Annotated in this window: 21 protein-coding genes; 8 read left to right on the forward strand and 13 right to left on the reverse strand. The window is 74.7% G+C overall.

Annotated features, from left to right (window positions below; translation table 11 throughout):
- The first annotated feature begins 25 nt into the window (after window positions 1-25).
- Entirely contained in the window at window positions 26-604 is a 579-nt protein-coding gene (locus ADK60_RS29260; protein ID WP_053649896.1) for a HutD/Ves family protein, read from the forward strand.
- A gap of 89 nt (window positions 605-693) precedes the next feature.
- Here ADK60_RS29260 and ADK60_RS29265 read toward each other — a convergent pair whose 3' ends face one another.
- Window positions 694-1,470, reverse strand: coding sequence for a ricin-type beta-trefoil lectin domain protein (locus ADK60_RS29265; protein ID WP_053649898.1), 777 nt, complete (start codon window positions 1,468-1,470; stop codon window positions 694-696).
- A 293-nt stretch (window positions 1,471-1,763) separates the two neighbouring features.
- Window positions 1,764-2,687, reverse strand: a complete 924-nt coding sequence (locus ADK60_RS29270) for an esterase/lipase family protein (RefSeq protein ID WP_502687467.1) — start codon at window positions 2,685-2,687, stop codon at window positions 1,764-1,766.
- Between the two features lie 201 nt (window positions 2,688-2,888).
- Here ADK60_RS29270 and ADK60_RS29275 point away from each other — a divergent pair, with 201 nt between their 5' ends.
- Entirely contained in the window at window positions 2,889-4,196 is a 1,308-nt protein-coding gene (locus ADK60_RS29275; protein WP_053649900.1) for a PucR family transcriptional regulator, read from the forward strand.
- On the opposite strand, the gene ADK60_RS29280 is transcribed toward ADK60_RS29275, so the two are convergent.
- Both ADK60_RS29280 and ADK60_RS29285 read right to left on the reverse strand, forming a co-directional pair.
- Window positions 4,193-4,729 carry a GNAT family N-acetyltransferase gene (locus ADK60_RS29280; protein WP_053649902.1) on the reverse strand — a complete coding sequence of 179 codons (537 nt, stop codon included), beginning with the start codon at window positions 4,727-4,729 and terminating at the stop codon, window positions 4,193-4,195. The two genes, ADK60_RS29275 and ADK60_RS29280, sit on opposite strands and share 4 nt — an antisense overlap.
- Before the next feature lie 91 nt (window positions 4,730-4,820).
- Window positions 4,821-5,579 (reverse strand): acyltransferase, encoded by a 759-nt coding sequence (locus ADK60_RS29285; RefSeq protein ID WP_053649904.1) that lies wholly within the window; start codon window positions 5,577-5,579, stop codon window positions 4,821-4,823.
- Window positions 5,580-5,751: 172 nt separating this feature from the next.
- Between ADK60_RS29285 and ADK60_RS29290 the strand changes: the two genes are divergently transcribed.
- Window positions 5,752-6,510, forward strand: a complete 759-nt coding sequence (locus ADK60_RS29290) for a maleylpyruvate isomerase family mycothiol-dependent enzyme (protein ID WP_053649906.1) — start codon at window positions 5,752-5,754, stop codon at window positions 6,508-6,510.
- A gap of 18 nt (window positions 6,511-6,528) precedes the next feature.
- On the opposite strand, the gene ADK60_RS29295 is transcribed toward ADK60_RS29290, so the two are convergent.
- Together ADK60_RS29295 and ADK60_RS29300 are read right to left on the reverse strand one after the other, a co-directional pair.
- Window positions 6,529-7,302, reverse strand: a complete 774-nt coding sequence (locus tag ADK60_RS29295; protein ID WP_053649908.1) for an enoyl-CoA hydratase family protein — start codon at window positions 7,300-7,302, stop codon at window positions 6,529-6,531.
- Between the two features lie 142 nt (window positions 7,303-7,444).
- Window positions 7,445-8,014, reverse strand: a complete 570-nt coding sequence (locus tag ADK60_RS29300) for a Uma2 family endonuclease (protein ID WP_079008768.1) — start codon at window positions 8,012-8,014, stop codon at window positions 7,445-7,447.
- Between the two features lie 108 nt (window positions 8,015-8,122).
- Here ADK60_RS29300 and ADK60_RS29305 point away from each other — a divergent pair, with 108 nt between their 5' ends.
- The gene (locus ADK60_RS29305; RefSeq protein WP_045942787.1) at window positions 8,123-8,545 is read left to right on the forward strand and encodes a RidA family protein; all 423 of its coding nucleotides are present in this window, start codon (window positions 8,123-8,125) and stop codon (window positions 8,543-8,545) included.
- Between the two features lie 25 nt (window positions 8,546-8,570).
- Here ADK60_RS29305 and ADK60_RS29310 read toward each other — a convergent pair whose 3' ends face one another.
- The gene (locus tag ADK60_RS29310; protein WP_159400633.1) at window positions 8,571-9,902 is read right to left on the reverse strand and encodes an MFS transporter; all 1,332 of its coding nucleotides are present in this window, start codon (window positions 9,900-9,902) and stop codon (window positions 8,571-8,573) included.
- 126 nt (window positions 9,903-10,028) lie between these two features.
- On the opposite strand from ADK60_RS29310, the gene ADK60_RS29315 reads away from it, so the two are divergent.
- Together ADK60_RS29315 and ADK60_RS29320 are read left to right on the forward strand one after the other, a co-directional pair.
- Window positions 10,029-11,021 (forward strand): ArsR/SmtB family transcription factor, encoded by a 993-nt coding sequence (locus ADK60_RS29315; protein WP_053649912.1) that lies wholly within the window; start codon window positions 10,029-10,031, stop codon window positions 11,019-11,021.
- A gap of 257 nt (window positions 11,022-11,278) precedes the next feature.
- Entirely contained in the window at window positions 11,279-13,591 is a 2,313-nt protein-coding gene (locus tag ADK60_RS29320; protein ID WP_053649914.1) for a glycosyl hydrolase family 18 protein, read from the forward strand.
- 111 nt (window positions 13,592-13,702) lie between these two features.
- On the opposite strand, the gene ADK60_RS29325 is transcribed toward ADK60_RS29320, so the two are convergent.
- On the reverse strand, window positions 13,703-14,875 hold the full coding sequence (locus ADK60_RS29325) for a geranylgeranyl reductase family protein (RefSeq protein ID WP_053649917.1): 1,173 nt from the start codon (window positions 14,873-14,875) through the stop codon (window positions 13,703-13,705).
- Window positions 14,876-15,175: 300 nt separating this feature from the next.
- Between ADK60_RS29325 and ADK60_RS29330 the strand changes: the two genes are divergently transcribed.
- Complete coding sequence (locus tag ADK60_RS29330) at window positions 15,176-16,540, forward strand: dipeptidase (RefSeq protein WP_053649919.1); 1,365 nt, start codon at window positions 15,176-15,178, stop codon at window positions 16,538-16,540.
- 190 nt (window positions 16,541-16,730) lie between these two features.
- Here the strand turns inward: ADK60_RS29330 and ADK60_RS29335 are convergent, their stop codons facing one another.
- Together ADK60_RS29335 and ADK60_RS29340 are read right to left on the reverse strand one after the other, a co-directional pair.
- Window positions 16,731-17,552 (reverse strand): DUF4184 family protein, encoded by an 822-nt coding sequence (locus ADK60_RS29335; RefSeq protein ID WP_053649921.1) that lies wholly within the window; start codon window positions 17,550-17,552, stop codon window positions 16,731-16,733.
- Between the two features lie 201 nt (window positions 17,553-17,753).
- Window positions 17,754-18,821, reverse strand: coding sequence for an NUDIX domain-containing protein (locus ADK60_RS29340; protein WP_045942797.1), 1,068 nt, complete (start codon window positions 18,819-18,821; stop codon window positions 17,754-17,756).
- Between the two features lie 385 nt (window positions 18,822-19,206).
- Between ADK60_RS29340 and ADK60_RS29345 the strand changes: the two genes are divergently transcribed.
- Window positions 19,207-20,181, forward strand: a complete 975-nt coding sequence (locus ADK60_RS29345; protein ID WP_053649923.1) for a PfkB family carbohydrate kinase — start codon at window positions 19,207-19,209, stop codon at window positions 20,179-20,181.
- Window positions 20,182-20,274: 93 nt separating this feature from the next.
- Here ADK60_RS29345 and ADK60_RS29350 read toward each other — a convergent pair whose 3' ends face one another.
- The 3 genes from ADK60_RS29350 to ADK60_RS29360 form a co-directional block, all read right to left on the reverse strand.
- Entirely contained in the window at window positions 20,275-21,213 is a 939-nt protein-coding gene (locus ADK60_RS29350) for a C40 family peptidase (protein WP_053649925.1), read from the reverse strand.
- Between the two features lie 224 nt (window positions 21,214-21,437).
- Window positions 21,438-22,862: an acyl-CoA synthetase gene (locus ADK60_RS29355; protein ID WP_053649934.1), complete on the reverse strand. Its 1,425-nt coding sequence runs from the start codon at window positions 22,860-22,862 to the stop codon at window positions 21,438-21,440.
- Between the two features lie 256 nt (window positions 22,863-23,118).
- Window positions 23,119-23,403 (reverse strand): electron transfer flavoprotein subunit alpha/FixB family protein (locus tag ADK60_RS29360; protein WP_199839787.1); only part of this gene is annotated, 285 nt, incomplete at its 5' end.

The following is a 23,403-nucleotide window of genomic DNA, read 5'->3' on the forward strand; positions in this document are numbered from 1 at the left end:
GCCGGGCCCGTGCAAGGATCGCGCCATGACGAACAGCACCGGACCGGTCCAGCTCCTCCGCGCCGCCGAACGCCCGGCCACCGCCTGGCGCAACGGCGGCGGGGTGACCAGGGAGGTCGCCGGGTACCCGGCGGGTTCGGGGCTGGACGACTTCCAGTGGCGGGTCAGCCTCGCCGACGTCGGGGCGGCCGGACCGTTCTCGGCCTTCCCCGGGGTGGACCGGGTGATCACCCTGGTCGAGGGCCCGGGCATGGCCCTGACCGTGGACGGCACCGAGCACGTCGTCGACGCGCCGTTCCGCCCGTTCGCGTTCTCCGGCGACGCGGCCACCGACTGCCGGCTGCTGGGCGGCCCGCTGGTCGACTTCAACGTGATGACCCGGCGCGGCCTGGCCACCGCCGAGCTGGACCTCGTCACCGGGCCGCGGCCGGTCGTGGTCCCGGCCGGGGCCACCGTCCTGCTGGTCTGCCTCTCCGGCACCGCGACCCTCGACAGCGCCACCGCCCTCGCCCGCTACGACGCCGCCCTGCTCACCGCCCCGGCGAGCCACCTGTTCCACCCCGCGGGCACCACCGCTGTCCTGACCTTCCGACCGCAGCCCTGAAGCCGGTTGCAGCAGGCCGGCGTGCAGTCCGGCCTGCTGCTTCACGGCGTCCGTACGGGGCGGCCCCGGGACCGGGCGGCCCGGTCGGGTCAGACGGGCAGGTGCCAGAGCTGGTTCGAGGTGCCGTTGCAGTCCCAGATCTGCACGATGGCGCCGTTGCTGCTGTTGAAGTCCCGGACGTCCAGGCAGCGGCCGGACTTGGTGTTGACGATCGCGCCGTCACTGCGGACCCACCACTGCTGGGCGACGTTGCCGTTGCACGGGCCGGTGTGCACCTGGGTGCCGTTGCCGGTGCGGCCGTCCCAGATGTCCAGGCACACGCCGACGGCGCGGATGGTGCCGTCGGTGCCGATCCGCCACCGCTGGTTCACGTTGCCGAGGCAGTCCCAGATCTGGGTGGGCGTCTTGTTGGCCGTGCTGGCACCGCGCACGTCCAGGCACTTGCCCGCGAGACCGGTGACCTGCCCGACCGGACCGGCCGGGACGGCAGGCCCGAACGTGACGCCGCTGCCCCACCACAACATCGACGACCCGAAGCAGCCCGCGGAGGTGGTGCCGTCGCCGGTGACCCAGCTGTTCCACGCCGGCGAGTAGGTGTAGAAGCCGGTGTTGAAGTCGTAGGTCGCGCAGGTGCCCCCGACGGTCCAGGTCTGCATCGGGTCGAGGCCGGTACAGGTGGCGGACGCACCGTAGTCCTGACAGCTCCCGACACCGCCGGGGCCCGGGACGGTCGTTGCGGACAGCGCGGCGGGGGCCGGGGCGGGGGCAGTCGCGGGGCTCTCGGCGGCACCGGCGGCGGCCGGCGCGGTGAGCGCGGCGGCTCCCGCGAGCAGGGCGGTGGCGAACAGTGAGGCGATACGGCGCACGGGGAAGTCCTTACGACGAGGGAGACCGGGCAGACCCGCCTGTCCGGGAATCGTGGTGACGAGGACGCGACAGTTGTGCGGGCCGCGTGAAAGCTTCGGGTGCGACATGAGCAAGGTCAACAAGGCGGGGTGAAGATCACGCCAACGGTCCGTCCACGGAGGGTGGTTGGGAGAGCGGACGACCGGCCGCAGCGCCGCAGGCGGGCCACCCGTCCGATCCGGCCGGAACACGCACGGCCCGACTCCCCCGCACCAGGGGGAGTCGGGTCGCAGGGTCCTCCCGAGCAGCGGCCTCAGCCGCAGAGCACCGGGGTGGCGTGGGCCGGGTCGAGCGCGTTGGTGACCAGGTGCAGCGCGGTGGGCGTGAAGGCGACGGCCACGTGCTCGGCGAGCGACAGCGGGCAGTGCGCCTGGAGCACCTCGTTGTCCACGGCCGCCGTACCGGCGCCGCCCGCACCGTCCAGGAACTGGCTCCGGTAGGGCGTGACGACCTCGTCGTAGACCGTGGAGATCACGGTGTAGCGCACGCCGGGGACGGTGTCCGGCCGGGTGGCCATCCGCCGGTTGAAGTCGGAGCCGACCGCCTGGTCGCGGCAGGCCGCGCAGGCCGTGTAGATCAGTTCGGCGACCCGCGGGAAGTACGGGGCGAGGTTGGTGATGCCGTCCAGCGTGGTGCCGTGGTTGGACGGCGCGAGGGCGACCAGCTTGCCGACCTTGGCCGCGCCGCCGAGGAACTTCAGGTAGTAGTTCGGCAGCATGCCGCCCTGCGAGTGGCCGACGAGGTCGACCTCGGCCGCGCCGGTCGCCCCGCGCACCAGGTCGACGAAGCGCCCGAGTTGGGCCGCCGAGTCGGTGACCGGGCCGAGCCCGCCGATCGGCAGCAGCAGCCCGCTGCCGGACGAGGTGATGCCGGGGACCGTGCCGTAGTCCAGGGCGAAGACGCAGTAGCCCAGGCTCTTCAGCAGCGGCGAGAGCACCAGCCAGTTCTCGTACCGGTTGGCGAAGGTGCCGTGCACCAGGACCACCGGGTTCGGGTGGGCGGCGGTCGGCCGGCAGGTCCAGTCGTTGGCTCCGGGCGGCGAGGCCACCGTGTCACCGTCGGGCGGGAGTTGACCCGCGGCGGCCGGGACCGCGGCCTGGGCGGAGGCAGCGGCGGCGGGCGCGGTGGGGGTCGCGTCCGCCGCCCGGGCCGCACCGGCGGGGGTGCCGGCGAGCAGTGCGCCGGCCAGGAGCGCCGCACCAGCAGCCCCAAGGAGCTTGCGGCGCAACGGCCTTGCGGCGGAGCGGAGAAGTGGGGTTCTCAACGGTTGCCTCCGGAGCGGAAGTTTGTTACCAACAGGTAACCCGAGTGCCTCCATCCTGCGGTCGCCCCTCCGACCTGGGCCTCGGACGGCTTCCAGACCTCGACGGAGTTCTCTGTGACCGGTCACAATTCACCCCCCACCGCAGCCGGTTGGCGGATCCCGGTGATCGGCGGCACCGCCGCCGACCAACGTCTGCTGAGCGCCGTACCGGAGTTGGCCGAGGCCGTGGTCGCCGCACTGCTGGACCGGGTGCCGGCCTACCGCCGCTTCCCCCGCGAACTGGCCACCGGCGAACTGGTCCCGGTCGCCGCCCGCCGGATCCGCGCCCTCGCCCACGCCGTCCGCACCGGACTGCCCGCCCCCGAGGGCGAGTTCACCGCCGTCCGGGAAGCCGCCGCCCGGCGCGCCGAGGAGGGCGTGCCGCTGGACGCCGTGCTGTTCGCCCACCACCTCGGTCTGGAGGTCTGCTGGGAGCTGATCACCCGCCACGCCGACGACGGCGACGCCGCCGACCTGCTGCTGCTCAACCGGCTGATGCTCAACCACCTGCGCCGGGCCGCCGCCGCGACCTGCGCCGGCTACCTGGAGGAGGGCCACGGCGATGCCGCCGAACGGCGGGCCGCCCGAGGGGCCCTGGTCACCGCGCTGCTGGACGGCGCGCGGGCCGAGGCCGAGTCGGCGGCCGCCCGGGCCGGGATCGGCCTGCCGCCCGCGTACGCGGTGCTGCGCCTCGCCGTCGCCGAGCACCCCGACGAGCGCTCCCCGGACGTCGACCGGGCGGTGGCGGGGCACCGCAAGCTGCGCCGGCTGCGCACCGAACTCGACCACGCCACCCGGCAGTCGGCGCTGTCCGCGCTCACCGCCGGCGGCGGTGTGGTGCTGGTTCCGCTGGAGCACGACCCGGAGGCCGTGCCCGAGCAGGTCTGGGAGCGGCTGGCCGAGACCCTGCGGCGCGTCGCGCGCGCGGCCGGCGTCACCGTCCGGGCGGGCGGGTCGGCCTCGGTGCCCGCCGAGGTCCCGGCGGCGGCCGCGCTCGCGGCGGAGGTCCTCGAGGTGGCCCTGGCGGTGGGACGGGCGCCCGGGCTGCACCGGCTGGACGACCTCCTGGTCGAGTACCAGCTCAGCCGGCCCAGCCGGGCCCGGTCGCGGCTCGCGGCACTGCTCGCCCCGCTGGACGACGCGGGCGAACTGCTCACCACCCTACGGGTGCACCTCGCCGGGGGTCTCAGCAGACGCCACACCGCCCAGGTGCTCCACCTGCACCCCAACACCGTGGACTACCGGCTCCGGCGGATCGCCGTCCGCACCGGCCTGGACCCCACCCGGCCCGCCGACCTGCCCCGGATCACGGCCGCCCTCGCCGCCCGCGACGCCGAACGCGCCGCCGCAGGACACGCCCTGGGCACCCGGACCGCCCCTTAGCCCCGGGCCTTCCAGTCCTGGACCAGCAGGCCGAGCAGCACCTCGTCCAGGAACTCGCCCATCACCCAGGCGGAGGAGCGCAGCACGCCCTCCCGGACGAAGCCGTTGCCCTCGGCGGCGCGCAGCATCGCGGCGTTGTCCTCAAGGGTCTCGACCTGCAGCCGCCGCAGGCCGCGCACGACGAAGCCGTAGTGGCACAGCACCGCGACCGCCTCGGTGCCGTGACCCCGACCCCGGGCGGAGGGGCGCAGTCCGAGGCCGAGGTGCGCGGAGCGGTTGTGGTTGTCGATGCCCCACAGGCTCGCGCTGCCGAGGAGCGCGCCGTCTTCGAGATCCACCACGGAGAACGGCACGATCGCGTCGTCCGTGCGGTCCAGTGAGACCCGGGACTCCTTCGCGCCGGGCGGGATCGGCCGCCACGGTGCGCTCTCGACCCGCGAGGAGTTGGCCACGTCGTCGTGGAGCTCGGTCAGCAGTACTGGGATGTCGTCCTCGTGCCGGGCCCGCAGCCCGATCTTCTCGCCTCGAAGCATGTGAGCTTCCTATCCGACCCCGCGGAGCGGCGGCAACCGAATTAGGGCCCGCCTCCTGGGTGCTGGATCCCGGCTGCCCGGCTGCCCGGCGTCAGACCTCGGACTCGCCCGGCAGCCGCAGGTCCCAGCCCGCCAGCGCCCGCAGCTGCGCGGCGGTCAGGTCGTCCGGCAGCGGCCGCGGCGGCTCGTTGCGGAACGGCGGCTGCCAGCCCTCCTCCTGCGTCCAGCGGCGGACGGCCCTGGCCGGCGCGCCCGCCACCACCGTGTGGTCCGGCACCTCGCCGCGCACCACGGAACCGGCCGCGACGACCACATTGCGGCCCAGCCGGGCACCCGGGAGGATCACCGCTCCGGTGCCGATCCAGCTGCCGGAGCCGATCTCCACCGGCTCGTTGCGCGGCCACTGCTTGCCGATCGGCAGGTCCGTCGCCCGGTACTCGTGCGCCTGGTCGGATATGTAGACGCCGGGACCGGTCCACACGTCGTCGCCCAGCACGATCGACTGGTGGCCGACGATGTGGCTGTCCCGGCCGATCACGCAGCCGCCGCCGATCCGCACGATCGGCTCGGGCCCGAGGTCCAGGCCGGGGAGGAAGCCCGCGCTGATGGTCACCCGTTCGCCGATGATCGAGAACGGGCCGATGGTGATCCACTGCTCGTTGAAGACCGCGCCGAGCGGGAAGCTCAGCTTCGTCCCCGCGCCGAGCTCGCCGAAGCGGTACGGCCCGGGGTTCTCGCTGGAGACCGCGCCGGCCCGCTGCACCCACTGCCAGCCCCGGTGGACGAGCCGCCCCGAAGCGCGCCGGCCGCCGGCCCGGACGGCGCTGAACAGGGAACGCGTGATCGACATGCGCTCACGTTACCGGTCCGTACGGTCCGCCCGGCGCCGAGGCGGCCAAGGTCACACGGCCCGTCGCCGACCCGAAGCCGCGCCACCCCCACCCCCGTGCCCCGCAACATTTCCGTTGGCCATTCATGGGAACGCATGTCCGAATACCGCCGATGCTGCCAGACTCCCGATCATGGAGATCACCGCACACCTCGACGCGCTGCGCCGCGAAGGCGGCCTGCTCGCGGACGCCGCCGCCCGCACCGACCTCGACGCTCCCGTCCCGACCTGCCCGGAGTGGCGACTGCGGGACCTCGTCCTCCACACCGGCCATGTGCACCGCTGGGCCACCACCCACGTCCGGGACGGCCGGCCGACGCCGATGGACGAGGCGAGCCAGCAGGCGATCTGGGCGGAGACGCCGGACGACGCCGTCCTGCTCGACTGGTTCCGCGCGGGCCACGGCGCGCTGGTCGACACGCTCCTCGCCGCCCCGGCCGACCTGGACTGCTGGACCTTCCTGCCGACGGCCCCGAGCCCGCTCGCGTTCTGGGCCCGCCGACAGGCGCACGAGACGGCCGTGCACCGGATCGACGCCGACGCGGCCGCCGGCGCCGAGGGACCGGCGACCGCACCCGAGCTCGCGCTCGACGGCATCGACGAACTGCTGCGCGGCTTCCTGTCCCGCGGCCGCTCCCGACTCCGCAGCGAGCAGCCGCGCACCGTCCTGATCAGCACGACCGACGGGCCCGGCCGCTGGCTGCTGACGGTCAGCGAGGAACCGCTGTCCGTCGAGCTCACCGAGGCCCCGGCCGACCTGACCCTCACCGGCCCGGCCCGGGACCTCTACCTGCTGCTCTGGAACCGGCTGCCCGCCGGGACCGGGCGGGTGGAGCACTCCGGCGACGAGGCGCTCCTCGACCTCTGGCGCGAGACCGCCACAATCAACTGAGCCGGGGCGGCGGGCGTCCTACCGCACCCAGCGGGCGGGCCGCTTCTCCAGGAACGACCGCATGCCCTCCTGGGCCTCCTCCGAGCCGAACAGCCGCGCCGACAGCTCGACCAGTTCGTCCGCGTCCCGCTCGAAGGAGCGCACCACCTCGGCATTGGCGAGCCGCTTGGACTGCGCGAGGCCCTGCGGCGAACCCAGCCGCAGGGCGTCCAGCAGTTCCTTGAGCGCGACCTCGGCCGCCTCCGGCGCGTCGGCCGCCCGGGTGACCAGACCGATCCGGGCGGCCTCGGCCGCGTCGAACACCTCGCCGGTCAGGTAGTAGCGGGAGGCCGCGCGGGGGTCCAGCTTGGGGCGCAGCGGCAGCGAGATCACGGCCGGCGCGAGGCCGAGCCTGACCTCGGTGAACGCGAAGGTGGCGGCCGGTCCGGCGATCGCCAGATCGGCCGCGCCCACCAGCCCCAGCCCGCCGGCCCGGACGTGCCCGTCGATGACGGCGATCACCGGCTTGGCGCAGTCCACGATCGCCCGCTGGAGGTCGACCAGCCCGCGCGGCCCGACCGTCGGGTCCGCCCCGGTCGCCTCGGAGAGGTCCGCCCCGGCGCAGAACACCTTGCCCACGTGCGTCAGCACCACCGCACGCACCTCCGGATCCGCGGCCGCCCCGGCCAGCCCGGCGGTCAGCTCGGCCATCAGCCGGCGGGAGAGCGCATTGCGGTTGTGCGGCGAGTCGAGGGTCAGCGTGGTGACGGCGTCCTCGGTGGCGACACGGACGAAGGGCGCTTCACTGGTCATCGGTACGGTCCTGCTTTCCGGCTGAGGGTGGGTCGGAACGGGTCCGCGGCCACGGGTGGGCGGCGGCGCCCGGACGACTCTGACATGCCCACCCTCCGCTCGACCAGGCTTCCCGACGCCCGACTGCCACCGCCGTCACCACTCAGAGCCTGGAAGTGTCCAAGTCGAGGTCGAACGGCTCCGGCAGCCGGACCGGCGTCCCGAAGGGGTGCGGCCCATCCTCGACCGCGTAGCCGAGCCGGGTCGGCCCGCTGAAGAGCGTGCAGGCACGGTGCTGCCGGTCGACCAGAAGGTACAGCGGTGCCCCGTACTGGCCGTAGCGGCGGCGTTTGACCGTCCGGTCGGTCTCCCCGTTCGAGGGCGAGGTGACCTCCACCACGAGCAGCGTCTGATCGGGAAGGAGCGCGCCCTCCGTCTTGGCCGCCAGATCCGCCGGGACCACCGCGAGATCGGGGATGAACCAGTTTTCCGAGCCCGGCAGATCGAGATTGCCGGCCCCGGAGACCAGGCCCAACGCGTCCAGGCTCGGCATCAGTTGCCGGCGGACGACCTCGGCGGCGCTCTCGTGCGCCCAGGTCGGCGACAGCGGGGTGATGACTCCCTCGACGAGTTCGGCCCGGTCGCCCGCGACGTGCTGCACCGCGTACTTCAGGGCCCGTTCGGGATCCGTCACCGTGCTGTGGTCGCCGGGGAGTCGGGGGGCTGGGCTCACGAAGCGGGCTCCTTCCCTGACAGTCGTTCCCGTCACGCGGGGTGCGCCTGGAGAATACCCTGCGTGAAAGCCGTGGTGCGATGATCACCTGTCGGCCACGATGGGCGCATGACCACGGAATCACAGCGCAACGGCAGCGGCCTCACCCACATCACCGAGCCGCCCGGGGTCGCCCCCGGTACCGGCTACACCCAGGTGGTGTCGGCCACCGGGCGGCTGGTGGCGGTGTCGGGGCAGGTCGCCTTCGACGAGCAGCGGCGGCTGGTCGGGGCGGGCGACCCCGAGGCACAGGCGCGGCAGATCTTCGAGAACCTGCGGCGCTGCCTGGCGGCGGCGGGCGCGGACTTCTCGCACGTCGTCAAGCTGACGTACTTCCTCACCGACATCGGGCACCTGGACGCCGTCCGCAAGGCGCGGAACGAGGCCCTCGGTGAGCTGCCGCCGCCGGCCAGCTCGGCGATGCAGGTGGCGGCGCTGTTCCTGCCGGAGGTGCTGATCGAGATCGAGGCCTTCGCGGTGGTTCCGGAGTAGCCGGCGGGCCACAGGCCGCGCCGCGTCAGGCCGGAACCGCGCCCCGCCGCCGGGCCCACCGGACGGCGGGGCCCATCGCCAGGCCGGCGCCGGCGAGCAGCGCGCCGAGAGCGGCCCAGCCCGCCAGGCCGTGGCCGATGACGGCGGTCGAGACGACGGCCGGGCCGATCATCAACGCGGCGGACGTGCCCGCGTTGAAGACTCCCTGGTAGGCGCCGTGCCCGCGCTCGCCGGCCAGGTCGTAGCTGAGCGCCCAGGTGCCGGCCTGGCCCAGCACCTCGCCGACCGCCTGGAGTGCCACGCCGACCAGGACCACCACCGCGGCCAGCGCGGCGGGCGTGCCGTGGGCGAGGCCGATGACCAGGCAGGAGGCGGCCAGGACCAGCCCCGAGCGCCCGCAGGCCCGGGCCGCGGCGGCCGGGTGTTCGGTGCCCCGGGTGGCGCGGACCTGGAACGCGATCACCAGCACGGTGTTGACGATCAGAGTGCCGGCCACGGTGATCCGGGGTGCGTCGGTCTGCTGGACGATCCACAGCGGCACCCCGACCTCCAGCATCGCGAACTGCAGGGCGAGCACCGAGCTGAGCGCGGTCACCACCAGGAACGGCCCGTCCCGCAGCGCCGGGTTGCGCCGCCCTCCCCCGGCCGCGCCCGCCTCGACAGCCTTGTCCGCCTCACCCGCACCCGCACCCGCATCAGCGCCAGCACCCGCAGCGGCACCCGACCACCCGGGCACCCGCAGCCGCTGGAACAGCACCGCGACGGCCAGGTACGAGGCGGCGTCCGCCAGGATCGCCGTCAGATAGCCGGCCCGCGAGTCCACCTGGAGCGCGATCGCGCCGACCCCGGTGCCGAGGCATATCCCGACGTTGGTCACCACCCGCAGGTAGGCCCGGCCCGCCACCCGCTTGTCGGCGGGCAGCACCTCCGCGTACAGGGCGTTGCGGACGGCGGCCCCGCCCCGGTCGGCGGCGGAGACCAGGCAGGCGAGCGCCACGAACGCCGGGTAGCCGTCCACCAACGTGTACCCGGCGGTGCCGAGGCCGGTGAGGGTGACCAGCACGACCAGCACCGGCCTGGCGCCCCAGCGGTCGGCGGCACGCCCGGCGGGGACGCTGGCGAGCACCCCGCAGAGCCCGGCGGCGGTGAGCGCGAAACCGAGCCGACCGGCGCTCAGGCCGAGGAAGCGGGTGAAGAACAGCACGCCGACGGAGAGCGAGAGGCCGCTGCCGGCCGTGTTGAGCAGGGTGATCCGGGCGAGCCGGCGCACCGTCGGGTCGGGGTGCAGCAGGCGCGACGCCCTGGACGTCGGCAGGTCGGGACTCGGCGCGGCGGTCGCCGCCGGTGGGGTGGTCATGCCCACGATCACACCCCGGCACCGCCACTCGACAGTAATCATTTAGGCTCGGGCTAAAACCAGCAGCGCACCGGCGGCACGGGCGGGCGGCGGCGCAGCCGGACGGGGAGAGGGGCCAGGGGGCGCGTGCACCGGTTCAAGCTCGGCCTGGCCGACCTCGCCACCACCTGGTTCGCCTGCTCCCCCGTCCAGGAGGCCGCGCTCAGCCTACGGATGTGGACCCACCCCGGGTACTTCCCGCTCCAGTCCGCCGCCTTCGAGCGACTGCGCCCCGCCTTCGAGCGGCTGGACTCCGCACTGCTGCTCTCGCTGGTCTCCGTGCACCGCTGGATCCCGGACTTCCTGACGCCCCGCCCGGCCACCCCGTGGCCGGACTTCCGCACCGAGCTGGCCGCCGTCCGGGCGCTGCCGCCCGAGCGGCTGCGGCCCGAGCTGGAGCAGACCTTCCTGCCCCACCACCAGTCGCTGCCCCCGCTGCTCGCGGCGGGCCTGGCCGACCCGGCCCGGCTGCTGGCGCGGATCGCCGACGCCCTGGAGGAGTACTGGGAGTGCTGCCTGGCACCGAGCTGGTGGCCGCAGGCCAGGGCGGTGCTGGAGGCGGACCTGGTCTACCGCTCCCGGGTGCTGGCGCAGCAGGGCGCGGCCGCGCTGTTCGCCGACCTGGACCACCGGCTGCGCTGGACGGACGGGCTGCTGTCGGTCGACCGCCGGTGGAAGGAGTGGGACGGGGAGATCACCGTGGACGGGCGCGGGCTGGTCCTGGTACCGACCTTCTTCGCCCGGGGCGCGATCACGATGATCAGCAACGACCGGGCGCCGCAGATCAGTTACCCGGCCCGGGGGCAGGCGGGGATGTCCGCTCCGGCGGCGCCGGTGACCCCGCGCGCACTGGAGCAGCTGCTCGGCGCACCGAAGACCCGACTGCTCGCGCTGCTGGCCGAGCCGGCCAGCACCACCGACCTCGCCTACCGGCTGAGGGTGACACCGGCCGCGGTCAGCCAGCATCTGGCGGTGCTGCACCGGACCGGGCTTGTGAACCGGGCGCGGCACGGCCGTTCGGTGCTGTACAGCCGCAGCCCGCTCGGCGACGAGCTGTCCGGCCACCCGCGCCGCGGCTGAGGACCGGGCCGCGCCGCGACCCTCGCCGCGCGGCCGCGACCAGCGCTCTCAACTCGCCAGTGGTACAGACCTGTTGACGCATTGGTCCAGTCCTCCTACAGTGCCCCCATGCTGCGTCCCCCACGACGCGGGCACCGGTCGACCACGCACCGACCCCACCACCCGACCGGGCACCACCCAGCACCACCTGGCACCACCGGGCTCCACCCGCACGGTTCTGCGCCACCCTGTCCAACCCCACAGTCACAGGGAGAACCATGTCCGTCCGATCCCGCGCGCGCCGAGACCAGGCGCGCCGCACCCGCCACAGACTGCTGGCGCTGCTCTCCGTCCTGCTCCTCCCGATCGCCGCGATCACCGCCCTGGCGACCCCCGCCAACGCGGCCGGCAAGCTCACCGCCGCCTTCACCACCGAGAACAACGGATCCTGGTGGAAGGGCACTTACATCGTCCGCAACGACAACGCCGCCGCCGTCAACGGCTGGACCCTGGAGTTCGACCTCCCGGCCGGCGTCACCGTCCAGAACAGCTACAACGGGACCGCCACGGTCAACGGCCGCCACGTCACCGCCGTCGCCGCGTTCTACAACGCCAACGTCCCCGCGGGGAAGACCACCGAGCCGTACAGCTTCTGGTTCGTCGCCAACGGCCCGGTCGGCACGCCGACCGGCTGCCGGATCAACGGCGACAAGTGCGACGGCAGTTCGGACGTCCTGCCGTCCGCCCCGGGCGCCCCCGCGGTGACCGACGCGACGGCCCACACGCTCGCGCTGAAGTGGCCCGCCGCGACCGGCGGCGACTTCCCGGTGGCCTCCTACGAGGTGCTGAACGGCACCACTGTGGTCGCCACCACCGCCACCACCGACGTGGTGGTCACCGGGCTGACCCCGGCGACCAGTTACACCCTGACCGTCCGCGCCAAGGACACCCGCGGCAACAACGGCCCGCTGAGCGCGTCGGTCACGGCCTCCACCTTCGACCCGGCGACCGACCCGACGCCGCCCACCGCGCCCACCAACCTCCGCACCACCGCGGTGGGTTCGAGCGAGGTGACGCTCGCCTGGAACGCCGCCACCGACAATCTGAAGGTCGCCGCGTACGACGTCTACCAGGACGGCGCCCTGGTCCGCACGGTCACCGGCTCCACCCTGACCGCCACCGTCGGCAGCCTCTCCCCGTCCACCGCCTACACCTTCACCGTCAAGGCCAGGGACGGCGCGGACAACGCCTCGCCCGCCTCGGCGCCGCTGAAGGTCACCACCTCCGACCTGGTCGGCGCCGGCAAGTACGCCCGGGTCGGCTACTTCACCCAGTGGGGCATCTACGGCCGCCAGTACTTCGTCAAGAACCTCGACACCTCGGGCAGCGCGGCCAAGCTCGACGTCATCAACTACGCCTTCGAGAACATCGACCCGGTCAACCTGACCTGCCTGGCGGGCGTCACCAAGGGCACCACCGCCAACCCGCAGGACCCGGACCAGGGCACCGGCGCGGGCGACGCCGACGCCGACTACGCCCGCCCGATGAGCGCCGCCCAGTCGGTCGACGGCGTGGCGGACGACGGCTGGGGCAAACTGCGCGGCAACTTCAACCAGTTGAAGAAGCTCAAGGCGAAGTACCCCAACCTGAAGGTCGTCGTCTCGCTGGGCGGCTGGACGTACTCCAAGTACTTCTCCGACGCGGCGGCCACCGACGCGTCCCGGCAGAAGCTCGTCAAGTCCTGCCTCGATGTGTGGATCAAGGGCAACCTGCCGGTCTACAACGGCGCGGGCGGCGACGGCGTCGCGGCCGGCATCTTCGACGGCATCGACCTCGACTGGGAGTGGCCCGGCTCGCCCGACGGCCACGCCGGCAACCACTACAGCGCCAACGACAAGGCCAACCTGACCCTGCTGCTGGCCGAGTTCCGCAAGCAGCTGGACGCCCTGGGCGGCTCGCACAAGCTGCTGACCGCCTTCACCCCGGCCGACCCGGTGAAGATCGACCAGGGCTGGGACCTCTCGAAGATCTTCAACTACCTCGACATCGCCAACGTCCAGGGCTACGACTTCCACGGCGCGGGCAGCGACAACTCCTGGGAGCCCAACCGCACCGGCCACCAGGGCAACCTCTACCAGGACGCCCAGGACCCGTACGCCAACCACTTCAGCGTCGACGCGGCGGTCAAGCCCTACCTCGACGCCGGGGTCAACCCGCGCAAGCTCACCATCGGCCTGGCGTTCTACGGCCGGGGCTGGCAGGGCGTCGCCGACGGCGGCGTCAAGGGCGAGTGGCAGAGCGCGACCGGCGCCGCCCCCGGCCAGTTCGCCGAGGAGGCCGGCACCCGCGGGTACAACAACCTGATCACCACCTTCCCCAACCTCGCCGTGTACCACGACGAACAGTCGGTCGCGACCTACGGCTACACCGGCGCCGGCGGCCAGTGGTGGACCTTCGACGACGCCTGGTCGATCGGCAAGAAGACGGCCTACCTGAAATCGAAGGGCCTGCTCGGCGCGATGATCTGGGAAATGACCGGCGACACCCCCGGCGGCACCCTGATCACGGCGATCGACAACGGCCTCAAGTAGCACGCCAACGGGCTCGGACAGCACGTCGAGTCCGCGCACACCGGACTCGAGCACGCCGAGTCCGCGCACGCCGGGTTCGGCGGGTACCCCCCCGCCGAACCCGGCGTCACCTCAGCGCGAGGCCAGGGCCGCGAGGCGGCGGGCCGAGCGGTACTGACGGATCACCTGGGCGAAGGTGGTGTGCCCCTGGGTGGTGCGGGCGAACGCCCGCCAGGCCGGGTCGACCAGGCAGACCGCCGCGTGGAACAGGTACGGCCGGCGCTCGAAGGCGGTCAGCATCTGCTTGCCGGCCCGCATCTCCACCCCGAGACCGGCCTTGATCGCGAAGGCGTAGTTCAGCGCCTCCCGCCGCACCTCCGCCGCCGTGCCCGCCTCGGCCACCTTGACCGCCCACTCCCCGGCCAGCCGGCCCGAGCGCAGCGCGTACGAGATGCCCTCCCGGGTCCACGGCTCCAGCAGTCCGGCCGCGTCCCCGGCCACCAGCACCCGGCCGCGCGACAGCGGCGAGTCCTCGGCCCGGCAGCGGGTCAGGTGCCCGGACTCCACGCTCGGCCGGAACCCCGCGAGGCCCAGCTGCTGGATGTAGTCGGCCAGGTACTGCTTGGTCCGCTCGCCGTCCCCGCGCGCCGAGATCACCCCGACGGTCAGGCTGCTGGACTCGGTCTTCGGGAACACCCAGCCGTAACTGCCGGGCAGCGGCCCCCAGTCGAGGTGGATCCGACCGGCCCAGGCCGCGGCCACCTCGGCCGGGACGGGGATCTCCGCCTCCAGGCCGAGGTCGATCTGGTCGAAGGAGACACCCACGTGCCGGCCGATCCGGCTCGCGCTGCCGTCCGCGCCGACCACCGCGCGGGCCTCGAAGCTGCGCCCGTCGGCGGCCGTCACCAGCGCGGTCCGGTGCTCGCCGCCGCGCTGCTCGACCCCGGTGACGGTCACTCCGGTGACCAGCACCGCGCCGGCCTGCTTGGCGGCCTGCACCAGGCGCAGGTCGAACTCGTCCCGGTTGACCAGGCCGAACAGCATCTGCTTGGAACGCCGGGTCCGGGTGAACCGGCCGCCGTAGGCGAAGGTGACGGCGTGCACCCGGTCCTGGAGCGGCAGCTTGAAGTCCGGCGGCAGGCTGTCCCGGGACGGGCCGATGATGCCGCCGCCGCAGGTCTTGTACCGGGGGTGTTCGGCCTTGTCGAGCAGCAGCACGCGCCGGCCCTGGGCGGCGGCGGCGTGCGCGGCGGAGGAGCCGGCCGGCCCGGCACCGACCACGACGACGTCCCAGACGCCGTCCAACGGGTCCGGCCGGTCCGGCCCGGCGGCCTCGGCGTCGAGCGGGCTACGAGAATCGGGGCTTCCGGAGTCAGTCACGGGCAACAATCCTATGCGGCCGTCCCCACAGACGTCGGCCGCACCGCACCGAACGCGCGAACGAATCGTGGCAGTACCGGCCCGCCCCGGCCGCGCGGACGGTGCCCGGCACCGCTCCCCCCGGGGCCGTCCGTTCGTGTCCGCCTATGATCGGCGTTACCCCCCGTCAACGCCGTTCGCCCGAAGCACCCCCCGGACGGACCACCCCTACCCGGAGCACACCCGATGCCGCAGCAGCCCCTGGCCGACGCCGTCCGGTCCCTGATGGACCGCGCCCGCACCGACCTGGCCGAACTGGTCGCCTTCCGCTCGGTCGCCGATCCGCGTCAGTTCCCGGTCGAGGAGTGCGAGAAGGCCGCCCGCTGGGTCGCCGACGCCTTCGCCGCCGAAGGTCTGACCGGTGTCCGACTGCTCGACACCCCCGACGGCACCCAGTCCGTCTACGCCGAGCTGCCCGGCCCGGCCGGCGCCCCGACCGTCCTGCTCTACTCGCACTACGACGTCCAGCCCCCGCTGGCCGAGGACGAGTGGCTGAGCCCCGCCTTCGAGCTGACCGAGCGCGACGGCCGCTGGTACGGGCGCGGCGCCGCCGACTGCAAGGGCAACGTCCTGATGCACCTGACGGCCCTTCGGGCGCTGCGCCAGGCGGACGGCGGCTACCCGGTCGGGCTGAAGATCATCGTCGAGGGCTCGGAGGAGCAGGGCACCGGCGGCCTGGAGCAGTACGCCGAGGCCCACCCCGAGCTGCTCACCGCCGACGCCATCGTGATCGGCGACACCGGCAACTTCGCCGCCGGCCTGCCCACCGTCACCGCCTCGCTGCGCGGCATGACCGTGGTCGACGTGTCGGTCCGCACCCTCGCGGGCAACCTGCACTCCGGCGCGTTCGGCGGCGCCGCGCCGGACGCCCTCCAGGCCCTGGTCAAGGTGCTCGCCTCGCTGCACGACGAGCACGGCGACGTCGCCGTGGCCGGCCTGACCACCGATCAGACCTGGACCGGCGTGCAGTACCCGGACGAGCAGTTCCGCGCCGACGCCAAGGTGCTGGACGGGGTCGCGCTCACCGGCACCGGCACCGTCGCCGACCGGCTGTGGGCCCGCCCCTCGGTCACCGTCCTCGGCATCGACGCCCCGCCGGTGGTCGGCGCCACCTCCTCCGTGCAGTCCTTCGCCAAGGCCTCGGTCAGCCTGCGCGTCCCGCCGGGCACCGACACCGACGCCGCCCAGGAGGCGCTGGTCGCCCACCTGGAGGCCCAGGTGCCGTTCGGAGCGCAGGTCACCGTCGAGCGCCAGGGCAACGGCTCCCCGTTCCTCGCCGACACCTCCGGTCCGGCCTACGAGGCGATGGGCGAGGCGATGGCCGAGGCCTTCGGCACCCCGATGGTCGCCTCCGGCGAGGGCGGCTCGATCCCGCTCTGCAACACGCTGCGCACGCTCTACCCGGAGGCCGAGATCGTGCTGATCGGCGTCGAGGAGCCGACCACCCAGATCCACGCGGTCAACGAGAGCGTCGACCCGCTGGAGCTGGAGCGGATGGCCCTCACCGAGGCGCTCTTCCTGCGCCGCTACGCCGAGCTGCGTTCGGTCTGACCCCTCTGATCCCGGCTGCGCGGGCCGCGCCGTCCACCAGGACGACGCGGCCCGCGTCACGTCCGCGGCACCCCCGCCTGGTCCTCCCCGCACGCCTGCTCCGCGCTGCCGCACGCCCGCGCGTCCCGGGGCCGCCGCGCCCCGCCCACACTCCCCGCACCACCCCGTTCCACCTGTGCGCCGTCGGCCGCTACCCCCGCGCCGCCCGTACCCCGGCCGCACCGGCCGTCCGGTCCGCACCACCCCGGACCCCCGTCACCGCGGCCCGGGCCAGCGCCCACCCGACAGCGCCGACCGCGAGCCCGGCCCCCGCCCCGAAGCACAGCTCCCCCACCAGCCCGCGCCGCAGCGGAACGAGCCGGTGCACCACCCCCGCCGCGGTGGCCGCACCCAGCACCGCCGCGCCCGCCCGCCGGGCCCGCCCGGACAGTTCGACGGCCGGCCGGACCGGCTCCACCGACCGGGCCGCCCGCACCGCGTACCCCGCCACGGCGGCCAGCGCGGGCGCCGAGGTGCCGTACTGCAGCACCTCGCACAGCGGCGGCCCGCCCGCGACCGGCCGCCCCAGCACCGGGAACAGCCGGACCCCGGCCCGGTCGTGGTGGGTGAAGGCGTCCCAGCCGACGTGGCTCGCCGCGCCGACCGCGGCCGAGGCCGCGAACCAGGCGAGGTCCGCCCGGGTCGGCCGCCCCCGACCGGCCCGGCGGACCGTCAGCGCCTCGGCCGCGCCGGACCACGGCGGCGGCAGCAGCGCGACCAGCGGCCCGCGCACCAGCCCGTGCCAGCCCGCCACCAGCCCGGCCGCGAGCGCCACGTCCACCGTCGGCACCCCCCACCAACGGTGGGTCACCCCGCCGAACCGGTAGACCCCGGGCAGCAGCGACTCGGCGAAGAACGGCACATCCGGCGCCATCGAGCCGGCGACCAGCGCGGACGCGACCAGCGGCCCGCGCTCCCCCGCCACGCGCAGCAGGGGCAGGACGGCGGCCGGGTGACTCAGGGTGAACGGCATGGCCCCATCCTGCCGCCCCCGGCCACGGCCGCCGCACCCGCCCCGCGCGGCTCGGCCCACCCACCGCAGCCCACCGGGCACCACCAGGCACCACCGTCGGAACGCCGGAGCGGCCGGCCCGGCCGAGGACGCCGGACCGACCGCTCCACCGACCCGGGCGCCGGGGCCCGGGCCGGGCCCGCACCCGACCCGCCGCTCCGCTCAGGCCGCGTCCGCCGTCGACGCCAGCCCCACCCCCGCCCGCCGCCCGGCCTCCAGGTAGCGCAGCTCCCCGCAGCGGCGGGCGTCCAGCGCCGCGGCGAGCCGCCGGTACCGCCCGGGCGGCAGCAGCCCGGAGGCCTCCTCCAGGCTGACGAAGCGCCAGCTCCGCAGCTCGTCCTGCTGGAGCAGCAGCCCCTGCCGGGCGGTGGCGTCCAGCAGGCCGCCGTCGTAGACCAGGCGCAGCCCGCCCCGGCGCGGGCCGGTGCGCGGCTCCCAGTCGACGGCGAGCAGTCGCAGCGAGGCCGGGTCCAGCCGGAGGCCGAGTTCCTCGGCGGTCTCCCGCAGCGCGGCGTCGGTCGGCGCCTCGCCGCGTTCGACCACCCCGCCGGGGAACTCCCAGTCCGGCTTGTAGACCGGGTCGACGAGCAGCACCCGGTCCTGCTCGTCGAAGAACAGGACGGCGGCGGCCACGGTGTCCCCGGTGGGGTCGGGGCTCTGCACGATCGGGCAGCGGGCCGACCCGTCGCCGACCAGCTGGGCGAGTCTGGCGGCGGTCTCGCGCGGGGTGAGCCCGGAGGTGTCGACGAGCCTGGCGTCCCGGCGCAGCCAGCGGCGGGCGGCGAGGTAGCGGGGCACGTGCTCCAGGCACCACTGCCGGATCCGTTCGCTGCGCTCGGGGTCCTCGGGCACCTCCTCGCGCTGGGCAATGCGCGCACGCAGGATCGTTTCTTCAGGGTCCAGGACGAGGTGGTGCACCGCGATGCCGTTGGAGGCCAGTGAACCGAAGATCTCGTCCCGGTAGTCCTCCCGCAGCAGCGTCATCGGGACCACCAGCGGCCCGGGTACCTCGCCGAGCAGCGCCGCCGCCGTCTCGGGGACGAGCCGCCGCCAGGCCGGCAGGTCCTGGAAGTCCGACACCGCCGCCATCCGGTCGGCCGGCAGCATCGCCCGCAGCCCGAAGCCGACCAGCTCGGGATCGAACAGCATGCTGCCGGGCAGCAGCTCCACCAACTCGCGACAGGCGCTCGTCTTGCCCGCCCCGAACGTGCCATTGACCCAGACGATCACTAACGTCCCCTGTTTCTCGACCTCTCCCGGTGCCGTTCGCACCGGGCGGCGCCCCCGTCAGCCGAACCAGCGCCACCCGAGGTGGTACCCGCGCCGCGCCGTTCCCCATACCTCCACGCCGGCCCGGCTCATGGCGGTTCCCGGTTCCGTTTGACAGCGGCATGTGCCCAGGTCAGAGGGCCTACCACAGGACCGGTACAACCCTCGCCGCGCCGGAGCGCGCACCCTCGGACACCGGAGTCCGACACCATCGCGCGCGCCCCCTCCGCACCTCGTACGCCCCACCGTCCGTACACCCCAAGGTCCGTACACCCCACCGTACGGCGGGCGCCGCCGGGCCGGGCCCGTGCTTGCCCATCGGCGGCCGAACGCATAGAGAGGAACGATGACCGCACCCAGCACGCCCGGCCGCGTCGTGGCCATCGGCTCCGTCAACATCGACCGCATCCTGCGCTGCCCCGTGCTCCCCGCCCCCGGGGAGACCGTCCTCGCGGCCGGCTCCGCCCAGGGCTTCGGCGGCAAGGGCGCCAACCAGGCCGTGGCGGCGGCCGCCATGGGCGCGCCGACCTGCCTGGTGGCCCGGGTCGGTGCCGACGCCGAGGGCCGGGCCGCACTGGCCGACCTCCGGGCGGCCGGAGTGGCGACCGACGCCGTGCACACCGACCCGGACGCGCCCACCGGGCTGGCCGTCGTCCTGGTCGACCCGGCCGGGGAGAACAGCATCGTGGTCGTCCCCGGCGCCAATGCCCGGCTCACCGGCGCCGAGGTCGCCCAGGCCCTCGCCGAGCTCGCCCTGACCGCCGCCGACACCGTCCTGACCAGTGGTGAGGTGCCCGAGGAGTGCATCCGCGCGACGGCCTCCGCGTTGCCCGCCGGGCCGCGCTGGATCCACAACGCGGCGCCCGCGGGCGTCCTCCCGGACTGGTCCGACCCGGGTCTGCGCCGCCCGCTCCTGGTCGCCAACGCCGTCGAGGCCGCCCAGCTCACCGGCCGACCGGCCCCTGGCGCCGAAGCCACCGACCGCACCGACAGCACCGGGGACGCCACCGCCACGACGGCCACCGCACTGGCGGCGCTCGGCGACGGGGCGGTGGTCACCCTCGGCGCGGCGGGCGCCCTGGTCGCGGCGGGCGGCGCGCTCCACCGCGTCCCCGCCCCCGAGGTGGCCGTCGTCGACACCACCGGCGCCGGCGACGTGTTCTGCGGCGCCCTCGCCGCCCGGCTGGCCCAGGGTGCGTCCCTCCCCGAGGCCGCCGCCACCGCCGTCGCGGCCGGCGCCTTCGCGGTCACCGCCCTGGGCGCCCGCGGCGCCCTCCCCCGCCCGGCCGACCTCATCGACCCGACTGCCCGCCCCTCCTGACCACTCCCGGAGCACCCACGGACCCCAGCGCCCACGGACCGGCGCCCGGACCACGGTGGTCCGGGCGCCGGTCCGAGCCGACAGACGCAGACCTCAGGGCCGCCCCATGTGGGTCGGGTAGTAGCCGCTGCTGATCCCCGAGATCCGGATCAGCGTGCCGGGCCGGGCGGCCTCCACGTACTGGTTGTTGCCCAGGTAGATCGCCACGTGGTGGATGCCCCGGGCGGAGCCGTCGTCCGACCAGAACAGCAGGTCCCCGCGCCGCAGCTGGGAGGCCGTCACCGGCGTGGTGGCGGCGTACTGGTCGTTGGCGACCCGGGGCAGCTCGATGTCGCCGCGCCGGAAGGCCTGCTGGACGAGGCCCGAGCAGTCGTAGCCGTCCGGACCGTTGCCGGCCGTCCTGAACGGCTTGCCCAGCTGCGCCAGCGCGAACTGCACCGCCGCCTCGACGTCACCGTCCGCCGCCGGGGCCGCCGCGTCGGCCGAGGAACCGGTCCCCGTGGCGGACGTCGAGGAAGCCGAGGAACCCGAGGCGGAGGAGGTGTCCGAGCCGCCGGTGCGCGCGAGGTAGATGTCGTAGTGCGTCGTCCAGCGCCACTGGCCCTGGCTGTTCTTGAACCAGTACCGCGAACCGTCCCACCCCTGGGTGATGCCCCCGGACGGGACGGTCGTCGCCGTCGCCGAGGCGCCCGCGGCCGGGGTGGTGCCCGCGGCCGAGCCGCCGGTCCGCGCCAGGTAGACGTCGTAGTGCGTCGTCCAGCGCCACTGGCCCTGACTGTTCTTGAACCAGTACCGCGAACCGTCCCACCCGGCGTGGGCCGGCGCCGGCTCGGCCGCCGCCGTCCCCACCCCGGTGCCGAGGCCGATCACGCCGGCACCGGCCGCGATCACGGCCACCATGCCTATCCCCCGGCGGACCCGCGCGGCCCGCGAAGGGCGGGCGCCGCGCGCCGGCCGGGGGGAGGTGGTGGCAGTGGGCTGCCCGGTCGCGTCGTCGGCGGCACCCGGTGCGCCGGTGTTGACGGTCGTCATGCTGCTGTCTTCCTTCACTGATCGCGCTGACGCGCCGATCGTCTCGGTCGCGCCGAACGCTGGTCGCCAATCGCTGGACGCGGTGCGTGGGTCCCTGGGGACCCGGTCCGCACCGCTTGTCACGGTAGGCACGCGTCCGGTCACAGCGCGCAGTGGAGTGCGCCAAAGGAAGGCTCACGGAAGGTGAGCGACCGTCACCCGACCCGGCGCCGGGTGACCGCCCGTCACCCGTGTGCGGAGTCCGCCAGCAGCTGCTTCTTCAGCACCTTCCCCAGGGCGTTCCTGGGGAGTTCGGACACCAGCACCACCCGCCGCGGCCGCTTGTGGACCGAGAGCCGCGACGCCACGAAGTCCGTCAGCTGTTCACCCGTCACGGGACCGTCCGGCACGACGTACGCCACGATCGCCTGGCCGAGGTCCGCGTCCGGTGCGCCGACCACGGCGGCGTCGGCCACGGCCGGGTGGTCGCGCAGGGCCGCCTCCACCTCGCCGGCCCCGATCCGGTACCCGCCGCTCTTGATCAGGTCGACGGAGGCCCGCCCCACGATCCGGTGGAAGCCGTCGGCGCCGATCACCGCGACGTCCCCGGTCCGGAACCAGCCGTCGGCGGTCCACGCCTCGGCATCGGCGTCCGGCCGGTCGAGGTAGCCCCGGAACAGGGTGGGCCCGGCCACCTGGAGTTCGCCGACGCTCTCGCCGTCGTGCGGGACGGGTCCGCCGTCCTCGCCGACCAGCCGGGTGCGCACCCCGGCCACCGGCAGGCCCACGCTGCCCGGACGGCGCTCCCCGTCGGCGCGGGTGGAGACGGTGATCAGCGACTCGGTCATGCCGTACCGCTCGATCGGGGCGTGGCCGGTCAGCGCGGCGAGTCGTTCGAACACCGGGACGGGCAGCGGAGCGCTGCCGGAGACCAGCAGCCGGGCCGAGGCGAGCCGGGCGGCCGCTTCCTGATCCGCCGCCAGCCGGGACCAGACGGTCGGCACGCCGAAGTAGAGGCTGCCGCCCGCGGCCGCGTACCCGGCGGGGGTGGGCCGGCCGGTGTGCACCAGCCGGCTGCCGGTCCGCAGCGCGCCGAGCACGCCGAGCACCAGCCCGTGCACATGGAACAGCGGCAGGCCGTGCACCAGGGTGTCCTCGGCGGTCCACTGCCAGGCGTCGGCGAGCGCGTCGAGGTCGGCGGCGACGGCGGAGCGGTCGATCACCGCCCCCTTGGGCGCGCCGGTGGTGCCGGAGGTGTAGAGCACGAAGGCGGTCGCCGCCGGGTCCGGCTCGGCGTACGTGGTGGCCGAGCGCTCCCGCAGGTCGACCGGCAGCCCGGCGACACCGGCGTCCTCCGGCAGGCTGTCACCGGCGGCGTGCGCCAGCAGGGCGGCACCCGAGTCGCGCAGGATGTGCGCGCGCTCCTTGGGCCCGGAGTCGGGCGGCAGCGGGACGACCGGGACCCCGGCGAGCAGGCCGCCGACGACCGCGACCACCGTCTCGGCGGTGGACCGGGCGAGCACCGCGAGGGCGGGGGCGCCGGCCACCCGGTCGGCGACGGCCGTGGCCGCGCCGAGCAGCTGCTCACGGGAGAGCCCCGGTCCGTCGGAGATCCGCAGTGCGTCGGCGGAGTCGCCGGAGCCGCCCCGAAGCGCCGTCAAGAGTGTCATGCGTCTGCCCTCGCCCCTGTCCACGGTGGGCCGGATGCCCACGGTCCGCTGTGCGCCGGACGCCGAGGCCGCAGAGTCCATGAGGTCCATGAGGTCCATGGGATCCACGGAGTCCGCGGGGATCCGCGACCGGCGCCGCCGACCGACTCTACGGGCCGGGGCGCGCCGCCCGTGGGCCAGGGCGAACGACGGCGCGGGGGCGCCCCCGGGAGTTCCCGGGGGCGCCCCCGCGCCGTCACCTGCCGTCAGACCGGTGTCAGGCCTTGCGGGCCTTCACCTCGCCGGTGAGCTGCGGCAGGACCTCGAACAGGTCGCCGACCACGCCGTAGTCGGCGAGCTCGAAGATCGGGGCCTCGGGGTCCTTGTTGACGGCCACGATGGTCTTCGAGGTCTGCATGCCGGCCCGGTGCTGGATCGCGCCGGAGATGCCGTTGGCGATGTAGAGCTGCGGGGAGACCTGCTTGCCGGTCTGGCCGACCTGGCTGCTGTGCGGGTACCAGCCGGCGTCGACGGCGGCGCGCGAGGCACCGACGGCCGCGCC

It is taken from the genome of Streptomyces sp. XY431 (assembly GCF_001279805.1).
Taxonomy (GTDB): Bacteria; Actinomycetota; Actinomycetes; order Streptomycetales; family Streptomycetaceae; genus Kitasatospora; species Kitasatospora purpeofusca.

Coding starts and splice junctions, on each gene's coding strand:
- ADK60_RS29350 (WP_053649925.1), bottom strand. CDS start 21,213: ATGACGACCGTCAACACCGGCGCACCGGGTGCCGCCGACGACGCGACC.
- ADK60_RS29260 (WP_053649896.1), top strand. CDS start 26: ATGACGAACAGCACCGGACCGGTCCAGCTCCTCCGCGCCGCCGAACGC.
- ADK60_RS29280 (WP_053649902.1), bottom strand. CDS start 4,729: ATGCTTCGAGGCGAGAAGATCGGGCTGCGGGCCCGGCACGAGGACGAC.
- ADK60_RS29330 (WP_053649919.1), top strand. CDS start 15,176: ATGCCGCAGCAGCCCCTGGCCGACGCCGTCCGGTCCCTGATGGACCGC.
- ADK60_RS29345 (WP_053649923.1), top strand. CDS start 19,207: ATGACCGCACCCAGCACGCCCGGCCGCGTCGTGGCCATCGGCTCCGTC.
- ADK60_RS29285 (WP_053649904.1), bottom strand. CDS start 5,579: ATGTCGATCACGCGTTCCCTGTTCAGCGCCGTCCGGGCCGGCGGCCGG.
- ADK60_RS29295 (WP_053649908.1), bottom strand. CDS start 7,302: ATGACCAGTGAAGCGCCCTTCGTCCGTGTCGCCACCGAGGACGCCGTC.
- ADK60_RS29320 (WP_053649914.1), top strand. CDS start 11,279: ATGTCCGTCCGATCCCGCGCGCGCCGAGACCAGGCGCGCCGCACCCGC.
- ADK60_RS29355 (WP_053649934.1), bottom strand. CDS start 22,862: ATGACACTCTTGACGGCGCTTCGGGGCGGCTCCGGCGACTCCGCCGAC.
- ADK60_RS29335 (WP_053649921.1), bottom strand. CDS start 17,552: ATGCCGTTCACCCTGAGTCACCCGGCCGCCGTCCTGCCCCTGCTGCGC.
- ADK60_RS29310 (WP_159400633.1), bottom strand. CDS start 9,902: ATGACCACCCCACCGGCGGCGACCGCCGCGCCGAGTCCCGACCTGCCG.
- ADK60_RS29305 (WP_045942787.1), top strand. CDS start 8,123: ATGACCACGGAATCACAGCGCAACGGCAGCGGCCTCACCCACATCACC.
- ADK60_RS29290 (WP_053649906.1), top strand. CDS start 5,752: ATGGAGATCACCGCACACCTCGACGCGCTGCGCCGCGAAGGCGGCCTG.